Raw genomic sequence first — 23,931 nt, 5'->3', positions numbered from 1 at the left:
GAATCGTCGGCATGATGGTGCCCACGCGCGTGGACGAGCTGAACTGAGGAACAGATGGACATGACGGTCCTTGACCTGCCGGCGCCGGTGGCGAACCGGCTGCGACGCCCCGGCTGGCGTGACCCACGCCTGCTCGCGGGGGTTGCGATGGTTGCCGGATCGGTCGCGCTCGGGTCGTGGGTGGTGCAAGGAGCCGAACGGACGACCCAGGTCTACGTGGCCCGCGACGCCCTCACGCCAGGGTCGGCCGTCGAGGCGAGCGGGCTCGGGGTGGCCCAGGTGAGGCTCGTCGACGTCGACGTGTCGCGCTACCTCACCGTGGCGGGCGGGCTCCCACAGGACTCGGTCGCCCTGCGGGTCGTGGCTCCCGGGGAGCTCGTGCCGCGCGCCGCGCTCGGCTCGGCAGCCGAGCTCGACGTGCGTCCCGTGGCGATCGCCGTCACCGTGGCGCCCTCGGCCGACCTGGTCGCGGGCTCGCTCGTCGACCTGTGGTACGTCCCGGCGCCGACGAGGTCGACGGGCGACGCCGCCGCGGTTCTGCCGCACGAGCTCGCGCCCGCCCTGACCGTGGCCCAGGTCAAGCGCCCGGACGGAGCCTTCGCGACGGGCGGATCGACCGTCGTCTACGTGCTGGTCCCGACCGCGATCCTGCCGACGGTGCTTGCGGCGGTGGCAGGCGACGGTGCGGTGCAGCTCGTGCACGTCCCTGGGTCGGGGCGGTAGGCGATGACGGTCGGGGTGCTGTGCGCGGTGCGGGGAGCGGCCGAGGCCGCCATCGTGCAGGCCGTCGACGGTACGTGCGGGCGGCTGACCGTCACGAGACGGTGTGCCGACCTGGCCGAGCTGCTGGCTGCGGCAGAGGCGGGGCTCGGGCGCATCGCTGTCGTCTCGGCGGACCTCCCGATGCTCGACCGGGACGCGGTCGCGGCGCTGCACCGCTCGGGTGTCCGCCTCGTCGGGCTCGGTGACCCGGGTGCACCGTGGTTGGGCGAGCGGATCACCGCGCTGGGTGCCGATCTCGTCGTCGACGCCCCCGACGACACAGCCGGGGCGGCAGACCTCGTGCGCGACGTCGTCGAGGTGCTCGGGCGTGCGGCCGATCATCCGGGGCGCAGTGGCGCGACAGCGACCGACCGGGATGCTCGCGGCCCGAGCTTCGACCCGCCCGACCTCGACGCCGTCGCCGTCGACCGCTCCGGCGGCACGCCACGGCGCACCGAGCTGGGCAAGGTCGTGGCCGTGTGGGGTCCGACGGGCGCGCCTGGCCGGACGACGGTCGCGGTCAATCTTGCGGCCGAGCTGGCGCTCCTCGGCGGGCACACGTTGCTCGTCGACGCCGACACCTACGGCGGCACGATCGCCCAGGCGGTCGGTCTGCTCGACGAGGCGCCCGGGCTGGCCGCTGCCGCTCGGGCCGCTGGTCAGGGTGGTCTCGACACGGAGCTGCTCGCGCGACTTTCACCCGTGATCTCCCCGGACCTGCGCGTGCTGTCCGGGATCTCGCGTGCGGACCGGTGGCCCGAGCTGCCGGCCGCGGCCCTCGACGTCGTGTGGACCGTGGCCCGGACCCTCGCCGCCTGGACCGTGATCGACTGCGGGTTCTGCATCGAGCAGGACGAGGTGCTGAGCTACGACACGCGTGCTCCGCGCCGCAACGCCGCGACGCTCTCCGCGCTCGGCGACGCCGACGAGATCGTCGTCGTCGGGGCCGGTGACCCGCTCGGTGTCCAGCGTCTGGTCCGGGCGCTCGGCGACGTCGCCCAGCTCGGCCTGGTCGGCCGCACGACGGTCGTGGTCAACCAGGTGCGGGCGTCGGTGGCCGGTCCGCGGCCGGGAGAGGCGATCACGGCGGCGCTCGACCGCTATGCGGGCGTCAGCGCCCCGCACCTCGTCCCCGAGGACCGGTCGGCGCTCGACGCTGCCCTGCTCGAGGCTCGGCTGCTCCATGAGCTCGCGCCGACGTCGCCCGCGCGACGTGCGATCGCAGCGTTGGCACTCCGTCTCGTCGAGCGGCCGCGCCAGGCGAGCCTCGCCCGCCCCGAGGGCCGGTCTCGCGAACGGGCCAGCGTCGCCGCGCCCCGGGACGCGGCGCGCCTGGCAGGGGCGTGAGCGGCGCGCGGCAGACTGGGCGCGTGCGCATCTACCTTCCCTCGACCCTCGACGAGCTCGACGCGACAGCGAAAGGTGCCGAGGTCTCGTCCGACGGACCAGGCAGCGCGGTTGCGTCGTTCGAGCCGCGCATCGTCCACGCCGTGACGCCGGCGCTCCGGGCGGCCTTGCCCGACGAGGACGAGGAGGGCCTCGAGTTCGTCGCGCTGCTCGCCGCCGCCGACGAGGCCCTTCTCCGCATCGCCGCGCGTCCGGACGCACCCCGCCTGCGGCTCGTCCTGTCGCTCGACGTCTCCGAGGCGGACCTCGCGGCCATGGACGACGACGACCAGGCACCGAGCGCGATCCGGCTCAGGGTCGCGGTGGGACGCGACGACCTCGTGTGCGCACACGTCGACGAGCCGGCGGCGTCGGCCGACGTCGAGCGAGCACTCGCAGGAGACGCCGGGGCGGCCGAGCGGCTCGATGACCTCGACCTGCTCTGGTACGACGCCACGGAGCTGGCCGCGATCCCGCGCTGACGCGCCGTCCAGCCGTTCATGGGTTCCCTGCAGGGGACCGCGGTGGCGGTCAGGAGTCGAGCGGGTCGAGCACCTCCAGCGCGGCGGCGTGGAGCAGGCCGTTGGAGACGAGCGCCGACCCGCCGAACGGTCCCGGTACGCCGGTGATCGAGGTGAACGTGCCGCCCGCCTCGGTGACGATCGGGACGAGCGCGGCCATGTCGTGCAGGGCGAGGTCAGGCTCCGCCGAGAGGTCCACGGCCCCCTCGGCGACCAGCACGTGGGACCAGAAGTCGCCGTAGGCGCGCGTGCGCCACACCTGGCGACCGAGCTCGAGGAAGTTGTCGAGCTTCCCGCGCTGCTCCCAGCCGGTCAGGCTCGAGTAGGAGAACGACGCGTCCTTGAGGGTGCTCACGCCGGAGACCTGGAGTCGTGACGCCGCGGCCAGCGACTTGCCGGTCCACGCGCCGGAGCCTTGCGCGGCCCACCACCGCCGGCCGAGGGCGGGCGCGCTCACGAGCCCGACCACGACCTCGTCGCCGTCCAGGAGGGCGATGAGCGTCGCCCAGACGGGGACACCGCGGACGAAGTTCTTCGTGCCGTCGATCGGGTCGATGACCCATCGGCGCGGACCGTGCCCGGTGTCGGGCATCTCCTCACCGTGCACGGCGTCGCGCGAGCGGGCACGCGAGAGCTGACCGCGGATGATCTCCTCGGCCGTCCGGTCGGCGTCCGTGACGGGGGTGAGGTCCGGCTTGGTCTCGACGCGGAGGTCCTGTGCCTTGAACCGGGCCATGGTGACGGAGTCGACCTGGTCAGCCATGACGTGGGCGAGGCGCAGGTCGTCGTCGTAGCCGGGGCGCAGGGTCATGCGAGACACCGTACTGGCGCCGAGTCCGGGCCCGGGGAGACCCACCGGGGCGACGCGACGCGACACGGCAGATCCGGCATCAGACCCCGCCGCCGACGTCGGGGGCGGAGCTGACCGTGGGCTCCGCCTCGGCGGCGCCCGTCCGGCTTGCGAAGAGTCGACGGAAGGACTCCACGCGGGCTGCGCGCGCGAGCCGCACCTGCTCGTCGGGCGCACCCGCGACCCACGCGTCGAGCACGCAGTCGGGCGCGTCGGCCGTGTGCGTGCAGCCGCGCGGGCAGTCGTCGGCGACCTCGGCGAGGTCGGCGAACGCCCCCAGGAGGTGCTGGGGGTCGACGTGCGCGAGACCGAACGAGCGGACGCCTGGCGTGTCGATGACCCACGTGGGCGTGGCGGTGTCCGGTAGGACGACCCGCAGGGCGACCGCCGACGACGACGTGTGCCGCCCGCGCCCGGTCGTGTCGTTCACCACGCCGGTCGCGCGGTACGCACCCGGGACGAGCGCGTTGACGAGAGTCGACTTCCCGACGCCGGAGTGCCCGACGAGCACTGACGTGCGCCCGGCGATCGCCGCGCGGAGCTCGTCCAGACCGACGATGCCGTCCGGCCCGCGGCTCGTGATGACGACGCGCACCCCGATCGGCTCGTACATCGCGACGAGCTCGGCGGGGTCGGCAAGGTCCGCCTTGGTCAGCGCGAGGAGCGCATCCATGCGCGCGTCGTAGGCGGCCGCGACGCAGCGGTCGATCATGCGCGTGCGGGGCTCGGGGTCCGCGAGGGCCGTGACGATCACGAGCTGGTCGGCGTTCGCGACGATGACGCGCTCGACGGGGTCGGAGTCGTCGGCGGTGCGACGCAGCACGGTGGTGCGCTCGCGGATCCGCACGATCCGGGACAGCGAGCCGTCGATGCCCGACGTGTCGCCGACGAGGTCGACGCGGTCGCCGGGCACGACGCGTTCCCGGCCCAGCTCGCGGGCCTTCATCGCGATGGCCTTCCGCTCGCCGGGCCCGCCGGCGTCGACCAGCACGGTGTACCGGCCGCGATCGACGCCCGTGACGAACCCGACCTCGGAGTCGGCGTGCTCGGGCCGGGTCTTCGTGCGTGGCCGCGTGCCGCGGCGGCCCGGCCGGATCCGGACGTCCGACTCGTCGAGGGCTCGGCGCGCCACGGTCAGCAGCCCCCGCCGCGGACGGGCTTCATGCGAGCATCCCGGACCACAGGCCGACGAAGTCGGGGATGGTCTTGGCGGTCGTCGCGACGTCCTCGACGCGGACCCCGGGGACCGCGAGCCCGATCAGCGCGCCCGCGGTCGCCATCCGGTGGTCCTTGTACGTGCGCACGGTGCCCGACCTGAGCGGTCGCGGCGTGATGACGAGGCCGTCCGACGTCTCCTCGGCCTGCCCGCCCAACCGCGTGATCTCAGCCGCGAGCGCGGCCAGCCGGTCGGTCTCGTGACCCCGCAGGTGCGCGATGCCGCGCAGGCGAGTCGGGGAGTCGCCGAGTGCAGCGAGCGCCGCGATCGTCGGGGCGAGCTCGCCGGCGGCGTGCATGTCGAGGTCGAGCCCGTGGATCGCGCCGGTGCCGCTCACCGCGAGCACGTCACCCTCGAGGACCGTCGTGGCTCCCATGCGCTCGAGGATGCCGGGCAGGAGGCCACCGGGCTGCGTCGTGGTGGCGGGCCAGCCCGGCACACGCACGGTTCCGCCGGCGACGAGCGCGGCGCACAGGAAGGGTGCGGCGTTGGAGAGGTCGGGTTCGACGCGGACGTCGCGCCCGCGGATCGGGCCCGGCGCGACGTGCCAGATCGCGGGCCGGGAGTCGTCGACCTCGACCCCGGCGGCCCGGAGCAGCTGCACGGTCATGTCGATGTGCGGCAGGCTCGGTAGCGTGGGTCCGATGTGCCGAAGCGTCAGGCCCTGCTCGAACCGCGCGGCGGCGAGGAGCAGCCCCGACACGAACTGGCTCGAGCCTGACGCGTCCACGTCGATGTGCCCGCCGCGGACCGAGCCGCGGCCGGTCACGGTGAAGGGCAGTCGTCCGGGCTCTCCGTGCTCCTCGACCCGGACATCGAGGATCCGCAGCGCGTCGAGCACGGGGCCCATCGGTCGCATGCGTGCCCCGGCGTCGCCGTCGAAGTGCACGGCGCCGTCCGCAAGGGCGGCGACGGCGGGCAGGAAGCGCATCACCGTTCCGGCGAGTCCGCAGCTGATCGTCGCAGGTGCGCGAGGAGGCGTCGGTGTCACCACCCAGTCGTCGCCGCCGGGCACATCCTCGATGCGGGTGCCGAGCGCGCGGAGGGCCTCGGCCATGAGCAGGGTGTCGCGTGAGCGCAAGGCGCCGCGCAGCCGCCCGGGCGCGTCAGCGAGCGCCGCAAGGACGAGGTAACGGTTGGTGAGGGACTTCGAGCCGGGGACCTCGACCGTGGCGTCGAGCGGGCCCCGCGCGAGCGGCGCGTCCCACACGTCGTGGCCGAGGCCGACGGGGTCGAGAGTCTCGGGCGTCGTCATGGGGTCAGGATATCGGCCCGGGGGTCGGCGCCGACGGGCGACGGTCCGGCCGGGGCCGCCGCGCGATCCGCCCCGACGGGTCAGTGTGCTGCGGACGCATGCTCCTCGCGTGCCTTCGCGACCCGCCACGCCATGCCGGGACGACCCTCGTAGTCGGCGCCGGCGAGCAGCGCGCCTCCGGTGAATGCGACGGCGCGCACGAGGCGGTCCCACCGATCGCGGCGCGCCTCCTTGTCGAGCGCAGGGTGCTCGGGAAGCGGCAGGTTGGCCAGGATGAGCGGTGCGGTCAGGGCTGCAAGGGCGAGCGCGGCGGTGCGGGGTGCCTTACCGGCAGCGAGCAGCGCACCCGTTGCGGCCATGGCAGCGCCGTGCGCGCGCACGAGCGTCACGAGCTGGGCGGTCGTCGGCTCGCGGTAGCGGTCGAAGGCGCCGCCGAGCGCACCACGCGGCGCGAGGCGGGCGACGCGCGCGACAGTGGCCCGGGTGCGCACCGCGTGGACCTCAGGACGTCGTGCCGCGTCGTACCCCTCGGACACGAACCACGAGGCGAGCAGCGGGCGGGCGATGTGGCGGAGCAGCATGACGGTTCTCCTTGACAGCAGGGGCAGGTGCGGTCGCTGGTCGTGCTCAGAGGGCTCCGCCGGCTGCCGCGGGCGCGTCCGCGGACTCGCCGCCGTCGCCGACCTGCTCGCGCGCGACGTAGTTCTCGAGGTCGAACAGGTTGTCGCCCGCGCGCGTCGCGACGGTGCGCAGCGTCGTGGCGGAGGCGACCTCCTCGACCTGCTCCTTGAGGAACCACAGGAGGAACTGCTCGCCGAGGGCGTCCCCCTCCGCGCGGGCAGCCCGGAAGATGGCCTCGATCTGCTCGGTGACCTGCTGCTCCTGCGCCAGCGCGAGGGAGATCGGGTCGAGGACCGACGCGAAGTCGTTGCGCACCGGTCCGCCGGCCGGGATCTCGACCTGCAGGCCCCGGTCGAGCAGGTAGCGCACGATCATCAGAGCGTGGTTGCGCTCCTCGATGGCCTGCCGGTAGTAGTGCCGGGCCAGCTGAGGCAGGTCCTGGCCGTCGAACCAGACGGCGATCGAGACGTACTGCTGGTGGGCGTCGAACTCGTGGCCGATCTGCTCGCGGAGCAGCTGCAGGTATCTCGAGTCGGTCATGACGTCACGCTAGCGCTCACGCCCGGGGTCTGCCGAGGGGCGCCGGACCGTCGTCAGTCCCGTGCACGCCTGGCCGTGCCCGAGCCCGTCGAGGCGGGCAGGGAATCGCGGGCTACCACACCGCGTTGTGCGCATCATGAGCTGTGCACTCGCCGTCCGCCCGACCGTCAGGTCGCTGCCCGGCCTCACTGAACCCCTCTCGCCCGAGGGGTGGTCCGCGTCGAGCCGCCCGGTGGTTGCGGGGCTAGGCTCGTCGACGATGAACGAGGACACCGACCGAGCGCCTGGCGCCGAGGACGACGCGGCCCGCAGCGAGCGGTTCGAGACAGAGGCGCTGGTCTACCTCGACCAGCTCTATGGTGCTGCGCTGCGCATGACCCGCAACCCTGCCGACGCCGAGGACCTGGTGCAGGAGACCTTCACCAAGGCGTTCGCTGCCTTCCACCAGTACCGGCCGGGCACGAACCTCAAGGCGTGGCTCTACCGGATCTTGACGAACACGTTCATCAACACCTACCGCAAGAAGCAGCGCGAGCCGCTGAAGTCCGCGGCAGAGGATGTCGAGGACTGGCAGATCGCGCGTGCGGCGTCGCACACGTCCGCAGGGCTGCGATCGGCCGAGGCCGAGGCGCTGGACCACCTGCCGGACTCCGACGTCAAGGAGGCGCTCCAGAGCATCCCGGAGGACTTCCGGATCGCGGTGTACCTCGCAGACGTCGAGGGGTTCGCGTACAAGGAGATCGCCGAGATCATGGGGACGCCGATCGGGACGGTGATGTCCCGGCTCCACCGCGGCCGCGCTCAGCTGCGTGACCTGCTGTCGGACTACGCCCGCGGCCGGGGACTCGTGGCGGCTGCCCCGTCGACACCGGAGGATGCCCGATGAGTGCCCGAGAGGAACCTGAGAGCACGTCGGGCCTGGACCTCACGCCCAGAGCCCACTCGGACTGCGGCGTCGGCTGCACCGAGGCGCTCGACAGGTTGTTCGAGTATCTCGACTCCGAGCTCGTCGCGCCGGACGCCGACCGGGTGCGACAGCACCTGGACGAGTGCAAGGGCTGCCTCGAGGAGTTCGACGTCGAGGCCGTCGTGAAGAAGATCGTGCGCCGCAGCTGCCAGGAGGCGGCCCCGGCGCAGCTGAGGGTGCGGATCCACGAGCGGATCGTGTCGCTGCGGGTGGGGGAGAGCACCCTCTGAGCGAACGGCAGGCTACCCGGGGGACCGGGGGACGACGAAGGGCCCGGTGCTTGCGCACCGGGCCCGCGTCATGTCTCTGACGTCCGCGCGAACGACTCAGGCGTTCGGGCGGTTGCCGTGGTTCGCGGCACTGCCCTTGCGGGCGCGACGCTTGCGGCCACGCTTGCTCATCGGTATCTCCTCGGGTTCTGGCGCCCACGGTGCGCGCCGGATTCGGCTCCATCGTCCCACACTGCGCGGGTCGCCTTCGCCGCCCGTCTCGACGCGACCGGTGATCTGACGCCGCCACGGGTTCAAGTCGGGCCGAGTGCGCTCCGATGTACGAGGGGTGAGTGACCAGCCCATGTCCGTGATCCCGCTGTTGCACGCCCTCGCAAGCACAGGAGGCTCCGACCTGCACGTCAAGGTCGGCTCCGCCCCCCGTGTCCGCGTCGACGGGAGGTTGCGCAAGCTGCAGGTCCCCGAGCTGCGCCCGAAGGACACCGAGCACATGGTCGCCGAGGTGCTGCCCGAGGATCTCGTCGACGAGTTCCGCAGCACGCACGAGGCGGACTTCGCGTTCTCCGTCTCGGGGGTCGGGCGCTTCCGCGTCAACGCGTTCCAGGCCCGCGGGACGTTCGGTCTCGTGTTCCGTCGCGTGTCGATCGGGGCGCAGTCCTTGGCGGAGCTCGGGCTGCCCGAGGTCGTCGGCGAGCTGGCCCTCGAGCCCCGCGGGCTCGTCCTCGTGACCGGGCCGACCGGCTCGGGCAAGACGACGACCCTGGCGTCGATGGTCGACCTCATCAACAGCTTCCGTGAGGTCAACATCGTGACGATCGAGGACCCGATCGAGATCCTCCACCACGACAAGAAGGCGATCATCTCGCAGCGCGAGGTGCGTCAGGACACGGCGGACTTCACCGTCGCGCTCCGTGCGGCGATGCGGCAGGACCCCGACGTGATCCTCGTCGGGGAGATGCGCGACGTCGAGACCGTGCGTGCCGCACTGTCCGCCGCCGAGACCGGCCACCTCGTCCTGTCGACCCTGCACACGATCGACGCGGCGGAGTCCGTCAACCGCATCGTCGACTTCTTCCCCCCGCACGAGCAGAAGCAGATCCGCATCGCGTTGGCGCAGGGGCTGCGCGGCATCGTGTCCCAGCGCCTGGTGCGCAAGGCTGACGGCAGCGGTCGGCGACCGGCCATCGAGGTGCTCGTCAACACCGGCCGTACGGCCGAGGCGATCCTCGATCCCTCGACGGCACCACCGCTCCTCGATCTCATCCGCGAGGGCGAGTACTACAAGATGCAGACGTTCGACCAGCACCTGTTCCAGCTGATCCGCGACGACGTCATCACGTACGAGGAGGCCTGCTCGGTCGCCACGAACCCGCAGGACCTCACGGTCGAGCTGCGGGGTGCGGGACTCGTGTCCTGACCCCTTGCCTCCTGCGCATGTCGAGATATATCGTGTTTGGAACGCGATATATCTCGACATGAGGAGTTGCCATGCCCACGGAGTCCTGGGTCGTCGCCGGCCCGCAGATCATCGAGGTGGAGCAGGTCGACTCGCTGCGCGTGCAGCTGGTCGGCGGCCGGGTGGACGTCGTCGTGCACGACGACCCGGCCGAGACCGGTGCGCGCATCGAGGTGCACGCCGTGAGCGGGAAGCCGCTCGAGGTGTCGCTGGCCGACGGCGAGCTGCGCGTCGGGTACAGCTTCACGCTGGTCGGCTGGGAGGGGTTCGTCGAGAAGTTCCGCACCTTCCGGGACAAGGAAGCGGCCGACGTGCACATCGCCGTGCCGCGGACCATCGCCGTCAAGCTCGGCACGGTGACGGCCGAGGGCCTGCTCGCCGGCGTCCAGCACGACGCGAGCGTCTCGACCGTCTCGGGGAGCATCGTGACCGACTCGACGCGCGGGGCGCTGTCGGCGAACGCGGTCTCGGGTGAGATCGTCGTTCGCAACCACACGGGCGACCTGACCCTCAACACCGTCTCGGGCGACGTCACGGCCGCAGGGGACCTCGCCCGCGTGCACGCGAACACGGTCGCCGGCGCGCTGGTCCTCGACGTGTCGACCGGGACGTCCTCGATCGGTGCGACGACAGTCTCGGGAGACATCACCGTGCGCCTGCCGCAGGGGCGTGGAGTGAACGTCGAGGCACGCAGCGTGACGGGCCGGGTCGTCGTCGACGGTCACGACTACAAGGCGCCCATGCCCGGTCAGACGAAGGTCGACCTGCGCTCGGGAGACGGTGCGTGCTTCGTGTCCACCACGAGCGTCTCGGGCCACCTGACGGTCCTGCGTGGCGGCGGGGTGGCGTGATGGCGCCGGTGTTCGCGCACGGCCAGCTGAGGCTGTACCTGCTCTCCCTCCTGGAGTCCGGGCCCAAGCACGGCTACGAGCTCATCACGGCCCTGGCGGACCGGTTCGGGGGGACCTACCGGCCGAGCCCGGGGACGGTCTATCCCCGGCTCGCCCGGCTCGAGGAGGAGGGCCTCATCCGACGCGTGGACGACGGCCGGAAGGGCACGTACGCCCTGACGGACGTCGGCCTGGCCGAGCTCGCCGCGCGCAGCGGAGAGCTGGCTGCGCTCGAGGAGGGGCTCGCCGAGACGGTGCGCGCCCTCGCGGCCCAGGTGCGCGCCGACGTCCGAGGCTCGATGGCGGGCCTGCGAGCGGATCTCGCGGCGGCGGCGCAGGAGGCCCGGGCATCGGCCGTCCCTGCGGCGAGCGCCCGGCCTGGTGACGCCCGCACCGCCTCGCACGTCCGTTGGGCCGAGAGCGAGGCGATGCTCCAGCGGTTCCGGGACGACCTGCGGGCCGAGCTACGGCGGGTCGACGCGGTCGATGGCGTCCCCCAGCTCACGGTCGACACGCTGCGGACGGTGCTCGAGAGCGCCCGCACCGCCGTGCGCGCGACGCTTCGCTGACGCGGACGGCCGACCGCGTCCGGATCGGGCGACGTGCGCTCAGGCGGCGTCGTCGGGCAGCCCGAGCCAGCCGTGCCACCCCGTGTGGAGCACGAGCCATGCCATGAGTCCGTAGCCGGCCTGTCCGGGCAGGACGCCGTCACCTGCGGCGAGGTCGCCGAGCCACTGCTCGTGAGACGCGAGCGGGCTGTACGTGTCCACATAGGGGACCCGGCGGCGCGTCGCGACGTCGCCGTAGGCGCCGGAGAGGTCAGCGATCTTGTCGCCGTCCCCAGCGCGACCCGGCGGCGGACCGACGACGAACGTGCTGATCCGGCGCTGCTCGGCGATGTCGAGCACGTTCGCCAGGTTGAGCCGGCTGCGCGCGAGTGACAGCCCCGCGTCGACGTCCGCGCGACCGAGCGCGACCACGAGGCGGTTGTCGGCCTCGGGGGACAGGCGGCGACCGACCTCGTCCTCCCAGCGCGCACCGAGCGCAGTGCTGGTCTCCCCGGGGACGGCGAGCGTGAGGACAGTGACGGGCGTGGGGGCATGGGTGCGCGCCGTGACCCGCCCGACCCAGCCGAGGCCCTTCGGGTCACCCACACCGGCGACGAGCTCGTCGCCGATCACCGCGAGGCGCAGCGGCAGGTCGCCCACAGTCATCACTCCTTGGCACTCGTGCGCGTGCGCGACCCGCCGGGCTGCGTGCCCGGTGGGTCGCACGTGTCGGGCTCCAGTGTCTCAGGAGGTGGGCGCACACGAGTGGTCATCGCCGGGCGCGCCGGGTGTGCTGCGTGGCCAGGTGCCAGGTGCCAGGTGCCAGGTGCCAGGTGCCGGGTGTCGGGTGTCAGAACGGTGGCAGGCGGTACGGCGTCGACGGCAGGTCGCGCGCGCGCCAGGCGTCCGGGTTGTCCGGCGGCCGCTCGCCGTACCCATCGCCGCGCACGGTCACGACGAGGCGTCCGACCAGCCAGGCGAGGACGAGGAGTCCGACGACTATCCAGAAGAGGGTCATGGCAGAAAGTGTCCGAGCGTGTAGAAGCAGCCGCGAGTGGCAGTTCAGCCGATGACCATAGAGATTCTGCCAGTTCTGTCGCATACTCGGTCGATGCTTCGATCTGTCGCCGCAATCGTCCTGCCCGGGGTGTCGCCGTTCGAGCTCGGGGTCGCCTGCGAGGTGTTCGGCCTCGACCGACGCGAGAGCGGCGGGCCGTCGTTCGACTTCACGGTGTGCGGCGTCGAGCCCGGGGTGGTGCCGATGAAGACGGGCGGCGACCTCGTCGTCGGGCACGGTCTCGAGGCGACCCGGGACGTCGACCTCGTCGTGATGATGCCGTTCGGCGCGCCGGAGGTCGCCGACCCTGCGGTGCTGCGGGCGCTGCAGGACGCGCACGCCCGGGGGGCCTGGGTGCTCAGCATGTGCAGCGGGGCGTTCGCGCTGGGTCAGGCCGGGCTGCTCGACGGGCGCCGCTGCACCACGCATTGGATGTACACCGACAGGCTCGCACGCGAGCATCCCACGGCTGTCGTCGACCCCGCGGTGCTCTACGTCGAGGACCGTGGGGTGATCACCAGCGCGGGGACTGCCGCGGGGATCGATGCATGCCTGCACCTCGTGCGCCGCGAGCTGGGCGCGGCGGCTGCAGCGGTGGTCGCCCGCCGCATGGTCGTGCCCCCGCACCGGGACGGGGGGCAGGCGCAGTACATCGACACCCCGCTCCCGTGCGCCGCCGACACGTTGGCGCCCGTGCTGGACTGGATGGCCGAGAACCTTGCGAGCGACCTCACCGTGCAGGTCCTCGCGACGCGCGCGCTCATGTCGCAGCGCACGTTCGCACGGCGGTTCCGCGCGGAGACCGGGACCACGCCCGCAGCGTGGGTGGCGCGGCAGCGGGTGGCGCGGGCGCAAGAGCTGCTCGAGCAGAGCACGGCCGGTGTCGAGGAGGTCGCGCGCCTGTCCGGCTTCGTGACGGCGGCCCTGCTGCGGCACCATTTCGCACGCACGCTCGGGACGAGTCCGCAGGCCTACCGGCGCACCTTCGCGGATACGCCGGCAGGGTCCTGACTCAGCAGCATCAGCGCGCGAACGCGCCTTCGAGGAGGGCGGCCTGCTCGGCCTGGTGCTGCTTGGCCCGACCCGACGCCGGCGACGCCGACGCCGACCGCGACACGACCCGGACCGGACGGCCCACGACCTGCGGCAGGTGCATCGACACGTGGGTCCACGGGCCCTGGTTCTCGGGCTCGTCCTGGACCCACACGAGCTCGGTGTCGCCGTACGGCGCGAGGACCTCGGCGAGCGTGTCGCCGTCGAGCGGGTACAGCTGCTCGAGGCGGACGATCGCGGTCCTCTCGTCGCCGATCTCGGTGCGGTGCGCGAGCAGGTCCCAGTAGACCTTGCCCGAGCACAGGACCACGCGGTCGACCTGGCTCGCGCGGGTCGCCGCCACGTCGTCCCCGATGACCGTCCGGAACGTGCCGGACGTGAAGTCGGCGACGTCGGAGGCGGCAGCCTTGAGCCGCAGCATCGACTTCGGCGTGAACACGACGAGGGGCCGACGCGGCCGGTCGTAGGCCTGGCGCCGCAGCAGGTGGAAGTGCGAGGCCGGGGTCGACGGCTGCGCCACCGTGAGGTTGTCCTCGGCGCACATCTGCAGGAACCGCTCGATGCGTGCCGACGAGTGGTCGGGTCCCTGGCCCTCGTAGCCGTGCGGCAGGAGCAGGACGACCGACGAGTGCTGGCCCCACTTCTGCTGGGCCGAGGAGATGAACTCGTCGATGACCGTCTGGGCGCCGTTGACGAAGTCGCCGAACTGCGCCTCCCACAGGACGAGCGCGTCGGGGCGCTCGACCGAGTAGCCGTACTCGAAGCCGAGGGCCGCGTACTCGCTCAGGGACGAGTCGTAGATCCAGAACTTCGCCTGGTCGGCCGACAGGTACAGCAGGGGAGTCCACTCGGCACCGGTCTCGCGGTCGTGCATGACGGCGTGCCGCTGCACGAACGTCCCGCGGCGCGAGTCCTGTCCGGCCAGGCGCACGGGTGTGCCCTCGATGAGCAGCGAGCCGAAGGCCAGCAGCTCGCCGTAGCCCCAGTCGATCCCGCCGTCGCGCGACATCTGCTCGCGCTTGGCGAGCAGCTGGGCGAGCTTGGGGTGGATCGTGAACCCCTCGGGCGGCCGGATGTGCGCGCGGCCGATGCGCTCGAGCACGCTCGCGTCGACGGCCGTCTTCCAGCCGACCATGACCCCGGCATCCTCGAGCTGCGACTCCGGACGTTCCAGCCCGGCGACCGGCTCGCTCGACGGCGGCGGGGTGTAGCCACCCTCCCGCGTCTCGCTGAAGACGCGCTCGAGCTGCGTCTGGTAGTCCCGCAGGACGTGCTCGGCCTCGTCGACCGTGATGTCCCCGCGCGCGACGAGGGTCTCGGTGTAGAGCTTGCGGACCGAGCGCTTCGCCTCGATGAGGTTGTACATGAGCGGCTGCGTCATCGACGGGTCGTCGCCCTCGTTGTGGCCGCGACGGCGGTAGCAGACCATGTCCACGATGACGTCGCGGTCGAACTGCTCGCGGTACTCGAACGCGAGCTCGGCGACGCGCACGCACGCCTCCGGGTCGTCCCCGTTGACGTGGAAGATCGGCACCTGCAGGCCCTTGGCCACGTCGGTCGCGTACTGCGAGGACCGCGACGACGACGCTCCGGTCGTGAACCCGACCTGGTTGTTGATGATGACGTGGATCGTTCCGCCGGTGCGGTAGCCACGCAGCTGGGCGAGGTTGAGCGTCTCGAAGACGACGCCCTGGCCGGCGAACGCCGCGTCGCCGTGGATGAGGATCGGCAGCACCGAGAATCCGTCGCCGCCGAGGTCGATCCGGTCCTGCTTGGCGCGCACGATGCCCTCGAGCACCGGGTCGACGGCCTCGAGGTGGGACGGGTTCGCCGCGAGATAGACCTGCGTCGTCGCGCCCGACTCCGCGGTGAAGGCACCCTCGGTGCCGAGGTGGTACTTGACGTCGCCCGAGCCCTGGACCGACTTCGGGTCCTGGTTGCCCTCGAACTCGCTGAAGATCTGGCCGTAGCTCTTGCCCGCGATGTTCGCGAGCACGTTGAGCCGCCCGCGGTGGGCCATGCCGATGCCGACCTCGTCGAGACCGCCATCCGCGGCCTTCGACAGGATCGCGTCGAGCAGCGGGATGACCGCCTCGCCGCCCTCGAGCGAGAAGCGCTTCTGCCCGACGTACTTCGTCTGCAGGAACGTCTCGAACGCCTCCGCGGCGTTGAGCCGGCGCAGGATGCGGAGCTGGTCCTCGCGCGGGGTGCGCGCGTACCCGGACTCGAGGCGCTCCTGGAGCCACCGGCGCTGACGCGGGTCCTGCAGGTGCATGTACTCGACGCCCACGGACCGGCAGTAGGAGTCGCGCAGCAGTCCGAGGACCTCGCGCATCCGCGCGCGCGGCTTGCCTGTGAACCCGCCGGTCGGGAACGTGCGGTCGAGGTCCCACAACGTCAGGCCGTGCGACTGGATGTCGAGGTCCGGGTGCTTGCGCTGGCGGTAGGCGAGCGGGTCGGTGTCGGCCATGAGGTGGCCGCGCGAGCGGTAGGAGTGGATCAGCTCGGCGATCCGTGCCGGCTTGATCGCCTCGGAGTCCGGGTCGGTCGACGAGTCCCGGACCCACCGCACCGGCTCGTACGGGACGCGCAGGGCGGCGAACACCCGGTCGTAGAAGCCGTCGCTCCCGAGCAGCTTGACGCCGAGGATGCGCAGGAAGTCGCCCGACTGCGCGCCCTGGATGATGCGGTGGTCGTACGTCGAGGTGATCGTGAGGACCTTCGACACGCCCATCCGGTTGAGCTGGTCCTCGGACGTCCCGGCGAACTCCGCCGGGTAGTCCATGGCGCCGACGCCGATGATCGTGCCCTGCCCGGCCATGAGGCGCGGGACCGAGTGGACCGTGCCGATCGTGCCCGGGTTCGTCAGCGAGATCGTCGTGCCGGCGAAGTCCTCGACAGTGAGCTTGTTGCCGCGCGCGCGGCGGACGACGTCCTCGTACGCGCTCCAGAACTGCGCGAAGTCGAGCGTGTCGGCCTTCTTGATGCTCGGGACGAGCAGCTGGCGGGTGCCGTCGGGCTTGGCGAGGTCGATCGCGAGCCCGAGGTTGACGTGCGCGGGAGTCAGCACGGCCGGCTTGTCGGCCAGGAGCGTGTAGGCGGTGTTCATCGCGGGCATGTCCGCGAGCGCCTCGACCAGGGCGAACCCGATGAGGTGCGTGAAGGAGATCTTGCCGCCGCGCGTCCTGGCCAGGTGGTTGTTGATGACGATGCGGTTGTCGACCATGAGCTTGGCCGGGATCGCACGCACCGAGGTCGCCGTGGGGACCTCGAGGCTCGCCTCCATGTTCGCCACGACGCGCGCGGCGGGGCCACGGAGCTTCTGCACGTCGTCGGTCGCCTCGACGGCAGGCTCGGGCATGTGGTGCGTCGCTGCGACCTCGGCGTAGGGGGCCGTCGCGGGCTGCGCCGTGGCGACGGGTGACGCGAGGGCCAGCGCAGTCGGCTCGGGATCGGTGTCCGACGTCGAGGCCGGGGTCTGAACGGTCACAGCAGGCGACGGGACGGGGGCCGCAGGGATCGCGGGCGACGCGGCCGCGGGCGTCGCGGGGACGGGTGCGGTCGTGACTCCTGTCGCCGGCGCGACGGCAGGTGCCGCCGGCGCGGAGGCCGGAGCGGTCGTCGTGGCTCCAGCGGGCTTGTAGCCCTCGAAGAACTCCCACCACGCGGGGTCGACCGCGTCCTTGTCCTTGAGGTATTGCTCGTACAGCTCGTCCACGAGCCATTCGTTGGCGCCGAAGTCGGCGTGGTTCGAGTCGGGCTGGGCCTTCTGGGACACGCGAGTTCCGCCCACTTCCGCCGCGGCATCTTCCGCGTCATCGTCGGTTCTGTTGTTGACAACACTACGGCCTGCGACCTGTGGCGACGCGACGCAGAACGCATCCCGGACGCACCTTCACGACACGTCGACAATCTGGTCAACGCAGGGCAACGGCCGCTCCGGGCGAGGACAAAGGGGGGGTTCGGTAATCGTCCAGACGGGTCATGCGATCTACTTGCGCGCGAAGAACGACGTCGGGCGTCGGCTCGGAAGGGTCACCCGCATCGTGCAGCCGACCTCGGCGTCGGCGACCTCGATCGACCCTCCGTGCAGCGAGATCGCCCACCGCGCGATCGCAAGGCCGAGGCCTGTGCCGCCGGTCGAGGCCTGTCCGGTGATCGCGGGGTTGTTGCCGCGGGCGAACCGCTCGAAGACCTGGTTCCGCTGCGCGCGGTCGATCCCGGGGCCGTGGTCGACGACGTCGATGCGCACGTCCGACCCGGCACGCGTCGCCACGAGCCGGACCTCCTCGCCCGCAGGGGAGTGCCGCACGGCGTTGTGGAGCAGGTTGGCCACGACCTGGTGGAGACGCTCGGGGTCCGCGGGCACGACGAGGTTGGGCGGGTCGACGTCGACGGGGAACGTGAGGCCCTTCTCTGCACCCACGAGCGACGCGCCCGCCGCGGCCTCTTCGAGGAACGCGCGCAGCGGGACGTCGGTGATCTCGAGCCCCACGGCGCCCGCCTCGACGCGCGACAGGTCCAGCAGGTAGGTGACCAGGCGGCCGAGGCGCTCGGTCTGCGCCAGCGCGACCCGCATCGTCGCGGGGTCGGCCTCGCTCACGCCGTCGACGATGTTCTCGAGCTGGGCCTGCAGGGCGGTCACAGGGGTGCGCAGCTCGTGCGAGACGTTGGCGATGAGCTCGCGGCGCAGCGTGTCGGCCTGCTCGAGGTCGTCGGCCATCGTGTTGAAGGCGGTCGCGAGCTGCCCGACCTCGTCGCGGCTCGTCGCCCGGACGCGGCGGGAGTAGTCGCCGCCTGCCATCGCGCGCGCCGCCGCGGTCATCTCGCGCAGCGGCGACGTCATGCCGCGGGCCAGCAGCTGCGTGAGGACGAGCGAGATGAGGATCGCGAGCGGGAGCGTCCGCGACGGGCCGAGGTGGTTGTTGGTCCCGAGCCAGGTGATCAGTGCTGCGAGCGTCACGGTCGCGGCGACGAGCACCCCGAGCTTGATCTTGATCGACCGCAGGCCGTCGAGCGGGCGCACGTCCGGCAGGCGGCCTCGCAGGGCCTCGCCGCGCACGTGCTGAGGCATGCTCACTCGGGCGGCTCCGCGGGCTCGAAGGCGTACCCGACGCCGTGGACGGTGCGGATCAGGTCCGCGCCGAGCTTGCGCCGCAGCGCCTTGACGTGCGAGTCGACGGTGCGTGTGCCGCTCGCGTCGACCCAGTCCCACACCTCGGCGAGCAGCCGCTCGCGCGTGAGCACCGTGCGCGGGCTCCCCGCGAGCGTCACGAGGAGGTCGAACTCGGTCGGCGTGAGGTGGACCTCGACGTCGCCCCGGTAGACACGGCGCTGGGCCTGGTCGACGACCACGTCGCCGACCGTCAGGGGTGGCTCGGCGAGGTTCGGTGTGCTCGCGAGCTCGGCTGCCCGGGCTGCGCGTTCGGTGCGTCGCAGCAGCGCCTTGGTCCGGGCGACGAGCTCGCGCATCGAGAAGGGCTTGGTCATGTAGTCGTCCGCGCCGACGCCCAGGCCGATGAGCATGTCGGTCTCGTCGTCCCGCGCCGTGAGCATCAGGACGGGCACCGGACGCTCGGCCTGGATGCGGCGGCACACCTCGAGCCCGTCGATGCCCGGCAGCATCACGTCGAGCACGACGACGTCGGGCCGCATCCGTGCCGCCGCCTCGACGCCCGCATGGCCGTCACCGACCGACTCGACGCGCCAGCCCTCGGCCGACAGTCTTTGGACGATCGCCGACGCGATCGCGGGCTCGTCCTCGACCACGAGCACCACGGTGGTGGCTGTTCCCTCGCTCGGCCGCGTCGGCGCGCCGGCGCTGTTGCTCATCGCCATGGGGCCAGCGTGGCACAGCGGGAGGCGGAACTCCTGGCAGGACGCCTCGCGACACCCGGTCGGACGCGGGGAGCCGCCATCGTCCTGCGCCAGACGGGTTCCGTATGATGGCTCTCACCATGAGCAGCTCAAGTAGCTGCCGGCGTCCCTCCCGGGCTCTCGAGCCCGGGAACGACCATGCCGGCTCCCACACTGTCCTGATCATCCCTGCCCGCCAGGCGCGCCGTGGCGGTGGCGCGTGCTGACCGAGTGGCTCCTCGTCGGCCTCGGCGTGCTCCTGACCGCTGGGACCGCCGTGTTCGTCGCGAGCGAGTTCTCCCTCGTCACGCTCGACCCCGGGGTCGTGGACCGCATGACGAAGGCGGACGACCGCCGCGGCCAGTCCGTCCGCAAGGCGCTCGCGCGGCTGTCGACCGAGCTGTCCGGGGCGCAGGTCGGGATCACCGTGACGACGATCCTCCTCGGGTACACGACCCAGCCGGCGGTCATCGCCCTGCTGCGCGTCCCCCTCGAGTCGTCCGTGCTCGGGCGAGCGGCGGGCGCGGCCGTCGCGGGGGTGCTGGCGCTGGTCCTGGTCAACGTGTTCTCCATGCTGTTCGGCGAGCTCGTCCCCAAGAACTTCGCGCTCAGTCGCCCGCTCGGCACGGCGCGCGCCGTCGCCACCTTCCAGCGTGCGTTCACGACCGCGCTGCGCCCGCTGATCGTCGTCTTCAACGGGAGCGCCAACGCGTTGCTGCGCCGCGTCGGGGTCGAGCCGCGGGAGGAGCTGTCCGGCGGGCGCTCACCCCAGGAGCTCGCCTCGCTGGTGCGGCGCTCGGCGCAGGTCGGCACGCTCGACGAGTCGACCGCCATGCTGCTGACCAACTCGCTCGACTTCGAGGAGCTCACCGCGATCGACGTCATGACCGACCGCCAGCGGGTCGTCGTCGTGCGTCGCGACGACCCCGCGTCCCACGTCGTCGCGCTCGCTCGCGAGACGGGCCACTCGAGGTTCCCGGTCGTCGGCGACGGTCGCGACGACATCGTCGGGCTCGTGCACCTGCGCCGGGCGATCGGGGTGCCGTACAGCCGGCGGGGCGACGTGCCCGCCGCGGCGCTCATGGTCGACGCGCCCCGCGTGCCGGAGACCGTGCGCCTCGGCCCGTTGCTCGTCGAGCTGCGCGAGCTCGGGATGCAGATGGCGGTCGTCGTGGACGAGTACGGCGGCACGTCCGGCATCGTGACGCTCGAGGATGTCGTCGAGGAGCTCGTGGGTGACGTCGCCGACGAGCACGACCGCCGACGCAACGCGGTCACGCGGCGGGCCGACGGGTCGTGGGCGCTGCCGGGACTCCTGCGGCCCGACGAGCTGACCGAGGCGACCGGGATGTCGGTCCCCGAAGACGGCCCGTACGAGACCCTGGGCGGTCTCGTCATGGCGCTCCTGGGGCGCGTCCCCGAGGTGGGTGACGAGGTCGTCGCCGGCGACGTGCGGCTGCGGGTCGAGGCGATGCAGGGCCGGCGGGTCGAGCGCGTCGCCGTCGCGCCCGTCGACGAGGACGAGACGCCGGGCGACGAGCGCGGGCGCGACGGGGGTGGGCGCGGATGAGCCCGTCGTGGGCGCTCCTCCTGGCCGTCCTGCTGCTCGCGGGCAACGCGTTCTTCGTCGCGGCGGAGTTCGCGATCATCTCCGCGCGGCGCAGCTCGATCGAACCGCTCGCCGACGCGGGCGACCGTCGCGCGAGGACGGTGCTGTGGGCGATGGAGCACGTCTCGCTCATGCTGGCGGTCGCCCAGCTCGGCGTGACGGTCTGCTCCACGAGCCTCGGCCTCGTCGCGGAGCCGGCGATCGCGCACCTTCTCCTCCGACTGCTCGACGCGGTCGGCGCGAGTCCCGGCCTGGCGCACCCGATCGCCTTCGTCGTGGCGCTCGTGCTGGTCGTGTACCTGCACGTCGTGCTCGGCGAGATGGTGCCGAAGAACCTCGCCGTCGCAGGTCCGGACAAGGCCGTGCTGCTGTTCGGGCCTCCGCTCGTCTGGGTCGGGCGGTTCGTGCGGCCAGTCGTCACCGCGCTCGACTGGACGGCCAACCACGCGCTGCGCCTCTTCGGCGTCGAGCCCCGGGCGGAGATCGCCTCGGCGTTCACCGCCCAGGAGGTCCAGTCCATCGTCGAGCGTTCGCGCGCCGAGGGGCTGCTGGCCGACCCGTCGGGGCTGCTGTCGGGAGCGATCGAGTTCTCGGACCGGACCGCGGCCGATGTCATGGTGCCGTTCGCTGAGCTGCGCACAGTGCCGGTCGGGGCGAGCCCTGACGAGGTCGAGCGACTCGTGGCGCGCACCGGGTACAGCAGGTTCCCCGTCGCCGGGCCGGAGGGTGAGCTCACGGGGTACGTGCACGTCAAGGACGTGCTCTACGCCAATGACGTGACCCGGTACGTCCCGGTGCCCGCGTGGCGCGTGCGTGCGCTCGCGGCCGTCACGCCCGAGGCCGAGGTCGAGGACGCGCTCGCCGCGATGCAGGCGTCGGGGTCACACCTCGCGCGCGTGGACGACGGCGGTCGGGTCGTGGGTGTCGTGTTCCTCGAGGACATCATCGAGGAGCTCGTGGGTGAGGTTCGGGACGCGATGCAGCGCGACCAGCCACGCTGATTACCACAGTCGGCTTGGTTGGACAAGTGTCCAGGGGGCTTGGAAGGGCTCTCATGTTCCGTTACTGTTTCGTGATCGCACCGACGTATCTGGCGCCGCTCCCGGCGCCCAGCTGTTGAGCGCGGTGCCGTGGTCCAGGTCGAGAGCTTCGGAGGTGTCGTGGGGTCGCATCGTGCGGAGCCAGCATCTGCCGATGCCCCCTCCCGGCGTCGAGTGCGCGCGTCGGAGCAGGCACGCAGCGCCTCCGTGACCCACGCCCCTGCCGAGCGCGCGACAGCACGACCGGGCCGGAACCTGGCTCGACTCGGGGTCCTCGTCGCACTCGTCGGCATCACGGTGGTCGTGCCGGTCAGCCAGAGGGCGGGGTTCGCGGGCGCTGCCGCCGCCGGTGACGCACTGACCGACTCCACGTTGCCCGGCACGGTCGATGCGCTGACATCCGTGCCGCTCTCGGTCCTGCCGCCGGCGTCGCTCGTCTCGGCGGACGCCACCGCCGTCCGCTCCACGCTCACAGCCAGCCGGTCCGAAGACCGCGACCCGTTGCCCGGCTGCGACGGGACGACCCGCCCCGCGGGGAGCAACGGCCTGCTCAAGGTCGCCGACCTCTGCACGCTCTGGGACGGGCACACGCAGATCCGCGCTGATGCCGCCGTGTCGTTCGCCGTCCTCAACCAGGCGTTCGTGGCCCGCTTCGGTGCGGACATGTGCCTCGAGAGCGGGTACCGCACTCTCGCCCAGCAGCGGGCGGTCAAGGCAGAGAAGGGCGGCCTCGCGGCCCCCCCGGGCAAGAGCAACCACGGCTGGGGCCTGGCCGTCGACCTCTGCAAGTCCGAGACGACCGGCGTCAAGTGGACGTGGCTCAACGAGAACGGTCCGGCGTACGGCTGGGACAACCCGTCGTGGGCGCGCCCCGGCGGCAGCGGCCCCTTCGAGAAATGGCACTGGGAGTTCTCGAAGGGCGTCCAGGCGGACGGCGAGTACTACGGCTGACGCCGCCTGACCCGTCGGGCAGGGCCGGCACGCTCCCCTCAGAGGAGCGTCAGACCCCAGCGGACGGTGTGGCCCTCGCCGGACGCGAGGTGCACCAGTCGCTCACCCGTGCGGAACGCGTCGGCGATGCAGCTCATCGGCTCGGCCGCGACCCCACGACGCTCGATCACCGGGATGCCGTCGCCCGTGCACACCTGCCAGGTGTCCATCGAGCCGTCCATCCACACCGCTGCGGCGTGACCGTCGGGTGCGCCGAGCCGGATCCAGGACAGGCCGTCCGCGTCCCGTCGCACATCGACGAACGCGTCGTCCAGGGCGATGCCGGCGAGCAGGCGCGGCTCGCGCAGGTCGTAGGACCCCGCAACGGGTTCCGTCCCGGTGGGGAGCAGCCGGTCGTCGACCGTCACGCGGCTGTCGGCGTCGAGGCGGAGAGTGCACTCGTCGACCGTGGCACCGCCCGGTGAGAGCCACGGGTGGAAGCCGATGCCGTACGGCGCCGTCGTGTCCCCGAGGTTGGTGGTCGTGACGGTGACGCCGAGCCCTGCGTCGGTCAGCGTGTAGGTGACGCGGGTGAGCAGCGGGAACGGGTAGCCCGAGGTCGGCACGAGGTGGTGCTCCAGCGTCACGGACGTGGCCGTCGGGGGAGCGTCCGGCGCCGGGGTGAACCGCGCGTGGGCGACGAGGCCGTGCAGAGCCGTGGACCGCTCGGGTTCCGTCAGGGCGACCTGGTGCTCGACGCCCGCGTAGCAGTACCGGCCGTCGCCCAGGCGGTTCGGCCAGGGGACCAGCACCGCGCCGGAGAACGCGGGCGCGATGCGGTCCGGCGCGAACGGCAGGACGACGTCGCGCGCGCCGACGGCATACTCGCGGACGCTCGCGCCGACCTCGGCGATCGTGGCGCGCTGGGCGCCCAGGACGAGCTCGAACTGACGGCCGGACGGCGCGGGAGTGTTCACGCTCACACGGTAGTCGGCGCCGCCCGCGGGAGCGTGCGCGCGACGCGCCACGAGTCCGACTGTGGACGGACGCGTGCGGAATGCCCGGTTCGTCCCCTACTGTCAGGTCCGCCCCGGTTCGGACCGGGGTGCGTCGCGCCCGTCCGAGGGCACGGTCGTGCGCACAC

General features: G+C 72.4%; 24 protein-coding genes. 12 read left to right on the top strand and 12 right to left on the bottom strand.

The window, feature by feature from the left end:
* Window positions 1-60 precede the first annotated feature (60 nt).
* Genes VFW79_RS02980 through VFW79_RS02970 form a run of 3 tightly spaced genes read left to right on the top strand, consistent with a single transcriptional unit; the run spans window position 61 to window position 2,630 of the window.
* Window positions 61-723, top strand: a complete 663-nt coding sequence (locus VFW79_RS02980; protein WP_329675821.1) for a hypothetical protein — start codon at window positions 61-63, stop codon at window positions 721-723.
* A gap of 3 nt (window positions 724-726) precedes the next feature.
* A complete protein-coding gene (locus tag VFW79_RS02975) occupies window positions 727-2,109 on the top strand; it encodes a hypothetical protein (protein WP_329675820.1) in 1,383 nt (460 codons plus the stop codon).
* Window positions 2,110-2,132: 23 nt separating this feature from the next.
* The gene (locus VFW79_RS02970; RefSeq protein ID WP_329675819.1) at window positions 2,133-2,630 is read left to right on the top strand and encodes a DUF6912 family protein; all 498 of its coding nucleotides are present in this window, start codon (window positions 2,133-2,135) and stop codon (window positions 2,628-2,630) included.
* A gap of 49 nt (window positions 2,631-2,679) precedes the next feature.
* On the opposite strand, the gene VFW79_RS02965 is transcribed toward VFW79_RS02970, so the two are convergent.
* The 5 genes from VFW79_RS02965 to VFW79_RS02945 form a co-directional block, all read right to left on the bottom strand.
* Window positions 2,680-3,480, bottom strand: coding sequence for an inositol monophosphatase family protein (locus tag VFW79_RS02965; protein ID WP_329675818.1), 801 nt, complete (start codon window positions 3,478-3,480; stop codon window positions 2,680-2,682).
* Window positions 3,481-3,559: 79 nt separating this feature from the next.
* Complete coding sequence (gene rsgA, locus VFW79_RS02960; protein ID WP_329675817.1) at window positions 3,560-4,651, bottom strand: ribosome small subunit-dependent GTPase A; 1,092 nt, start codon at window positions 4,649-4,651, stop codon at window positions 3,560-3,562.
* Between the two features lie 28 nt (window positions 4,652-4,679).
* On the bottom strand, window positions 4,680-5,990 hold the full coding sequence (gene aroA / locus VFW79_RS02955) for a 3-phosphoshikimate 1-carboxyvinyltransferase (RefSeq protein ID WP_329675816.1): 1,311 nt from the start codon (window positions 5,988-5,990) through the stop codon (window positions 4,680-4,682).
* Between the two features lie 80 nt (window positions 5,991-6,070).
* Entirely contained in the window at window positions 6,071-6,571 is a 501-nt protein-coding gene (locus tag VFW79_RS02950; RefSeq protein WP_329675815.1) for a DoxX family protein, read from the bottom strand.
* Between the two features lie 46 nt (window positions 6,572-6,617).
* On the bottom strand, window positions 6,618-7,151 hold the full coding sequence (locus VFW79_RS02945; protein ID WP_329675814.1) for a ferritin: 534 nt from the start codon (window positions 7,149-7,151) through the stop codon (window positions 6,618-6,620).
* A 259-nt stretch (window positions 7,152-7,410) separates the two neighbouring features.
* Here VFW79_RS02945 and VFW79_RS02940 point away from each other — a divergent pair, with 259 nt between their 5' ends.
* Window positions 7,411-8,037, top strand: coding sequence for a sigma-70 family RNA polymerase sigma factor (locus VFW79_RS02940; protein WP_329675813.1), 627 nt, complete (start codon window positions 7,411-7,413; stop codon window positions 8,035-8,037).
* On the top strand, window positions 8,034-8,348 hold the full coding sequence (rsrA, locus tag VFW79_RS02935; RefSeq protein ID WP_329675812.1) for a mycothiol system anti-sigma-R factor: 315 nt from the start codon (window positions 8,034-8,036) through the stop codon (window positions 8,346-8,348). Before VFW79_RS02940 ends, rsrA begins: the two co-directional genes overlap by 4 nt.
* A 96-nt stretch (window positions 8,349-8,444) precedes the next feature.
* Here rsrA and VFW79_RS16485 read toward each other — a convergent pair whose 3' ends face one another.
* Window positions 8,445-8,519, bottom strand: coding sequence for a 50S ribosomal protein bL37 (locus VFW79_RS16485; RefSeq protein WP_371861044.1), 75 nt, complete (start codon window positions 8,517-8,519; stop codon window positions 8,445-8,447).
* A gap of 157 nt (window positions 8,520-8,676) precedes the next feature.
* Here VFW79_RS16485 and VFW79_RS02930 point away from each other — a divergent pair, with 157 nt between their 5' ends.
* The 3 genes from VFW79_RS02930 to VFW79_RS02920 all read left to right on the top strand — a co-directional run bounded on the left by VFW79_RS02930 (window position 8,677) and on the right by VFW79_RS02920 (window position 11,263).
* A complete protein-coding gene (locus VFW79_RS02930) occupies window positions 8,677-9,765 on the top strand; it encodes a PilT/PilU family type 4a pilus ATPase (RefSeq protein WP_329675811.1) in 1,089 nt (362 codons plus the stop codon).
* Between the two features lie 71 nt (window positions 9,766-9,836).
* Window positions 9,837-10,655 (top strand): hypothetical protein, encoded by an 819-nt coding sequence (locus VFW79_RS02925; protein WP_329675810.1) that lies wholly within the window; start codon window positions 9,837-9,839, stop codon window positions 10,653-10,655.
* The gene (locus tag VFW79_RS02920) at window positions 10,655-11,263 is read left to right on the top strand and encodes a PadR family transcriptional regulator (protein WP_329675809.1); all 609 of its coding nucleotides are present in this window, start codon (window positions 10,655-10,657) and stop codon (window positions 11,261-11,263) included. The genes VFW79_RS02925 and VFW79_RS02920 overlap by 1 nt, the downstream gene beginning before the upstream one ends.
* Before the next feature lie 39 nt (window positions 11,264-11,302).
* On the opposite strand, the gene VFW79_RS02915 is transcribed toward VFW79_RS02920, so the two are convergent.
* Both VFW79_RS02915 and VFW79_RS02910 read right to left on the bottom strand, forming a co-directional pair.
* On the bottom strand, window positions 11,303-11,908 hold the full coding sequence (locus tag VFW79_RS02915) for a GDSL-type esterase/lipase family protein (RefSeq protein WP_329675808.1): 606 nt from the start codon (window positions 11,906-11,908) through the stop codon (window positions 11,303-11,305).
* Between the two features lie 184 nt (window positions 11,909-12,092).
* Window positions 12,093-12,260 (bottom strand): hypothetical protein, encoded by a 168-nt coding sequence (locus tag VFW79_RS02910; RefSeq protein ID WP_329675807.1) that lies wholly within the window; start codon window positions 12,258-12,260, stop codon window positions 12,093-12,095.
* 93 nt (window positions 12,261-12,353) lie between these two features.
* Between VFW79_RS02910 and VFW79_RS02905 the strand changes: the two genes are divergently transcribed.
* Entirely contained in the window at window positions 12,354-13,310 is a 957-nt protein-coding gene (locus VFW79_RS02905; RefSeq protein WP_329675806.1) for a GlxA family transcriptional regulator, read from the top strand.
* 10 nt (window positions 13,311-13,320) lie between these two features.
* Here the strand turns inward: VFW79_RS02905 and VFW79_RS02900 are convergent, their stop codons facing one another.
* The 3 genes from VFW79_RS02900 to VFW79_RS02890 form a co-directional block, all read right to left on the bottom strand.
* Complete coding sequence (locus VFW79_RS02900; RefSeq protein WP_329675805.1) at window positions 13,321-17,130, bottom strand: multifunctional oxoglutarate decarboxylase/oxoglutarate dehydrogenase thiamine pyrophosphate-binding subunit/dihydrolipoyllysine-residue succinyltransferase subunit; 3,810 nt, start codon at window positions 17,128-17,130, stop codon at window positions 13,321-13,323.
* 213 nt (window positions 17,131-17,343) lie between these two features.
* Complete coding sequence (locus VFW79_RS02895; protein WP_329675804.1) at window positions 17,344-18,426, bottom strand: HAMP domain-containing sensor histidine kinase; 1,083 nt, start codon at window positions 18,424-18,426, stop codon at window positions 17,344-17,346.
* A 2-nt stretch (window positions 18,427-18,428) separates the two neighbouring features.
* Window positions 18,429-19,184: a response regulator transcription factor gene (locus VFW79_RS02890; RefSeq protein WP_329675832.1), complete on the bottom strand. Its 756-nt coding sequence runs from the start codon at window positions 19,182-19,184 to the stop codon at window positions 18,429-18,431.
* Between the two features lie 244 nt (window positions 19,185-19,428).
* Here VFW79_RS02890 and VFW79_RS02885 point away from each other — a divergent pair, with 244 nt between their 5' ends.
* The 3 genes from VFW79_RS02885 (at window position 19,429) to VFW79_RS02875 (ending at window position 22,808) form a co-directional block, all read left to right on the top strand.
* A complete protein-coding gene (locus VFW79_RS02885) occupies window positions 19,429-20,778 on the top strand; it encodes a hemolysin family protein (protein WP_329675803.1) in 1,350 nt (449 codons plus the stop codon).
* A complete protein-coding gene (locus VFW79_RS02880; RefSeq protein WP_329675802.1) occupies window positions 20,775-21,818 on the top strand; it encodes a hemolysin family protein in 1,044 nt (347 codons plus the stop codon). The genes VFW79_RS02885 and VFW79_RS02880 overlap by 4 nt, the downstream gene beginning before the upstream one ends.
* Before the next feature lie 246 nt (window positions 21,819-22,064).
* Window positions 22,065-22,808 (top strand): M15 family metallopeptidase, encoded by a 744-nt coding sequence (locus VFW79_RS02875; protein ID WP_329675801.1) that lies wholly within the window; start codon window positions 22,065-22,067, stop codon window positions 22,806-22,808.
* Window positions 22,809-22,846: 38 nt separating this feature from the next.
* On the opposite strand, the gene VFW79_RS02870 is transcribed toward VFW79_RS02875, so the two are convergent.
* Window positions 22,847-23,764: an aldose 1-epimerase family protein gene (locus VFW79_RS02870; protein WP_329675800.1), complete on the bottom strand. Its 918-nt coding sequence runs from the start codon at window positions 23,762-23,764 to the stop codon at window positions 22,847-22,849.
* Window positions 23,765-23,931: the final 167 nt, after the last annotated feature.

Source organism: Cellulomonas sp. (genome assembly GCF_036279715.1).
Lineage (GTDB): Bacteria > Actinomycetota > Actinomycetes > Actinomycetales > Cellulomonadaceae > Cellulomonas_A.
This window is presented reverse-complemented; position numbering and strand designations above follow the sequence as displayed.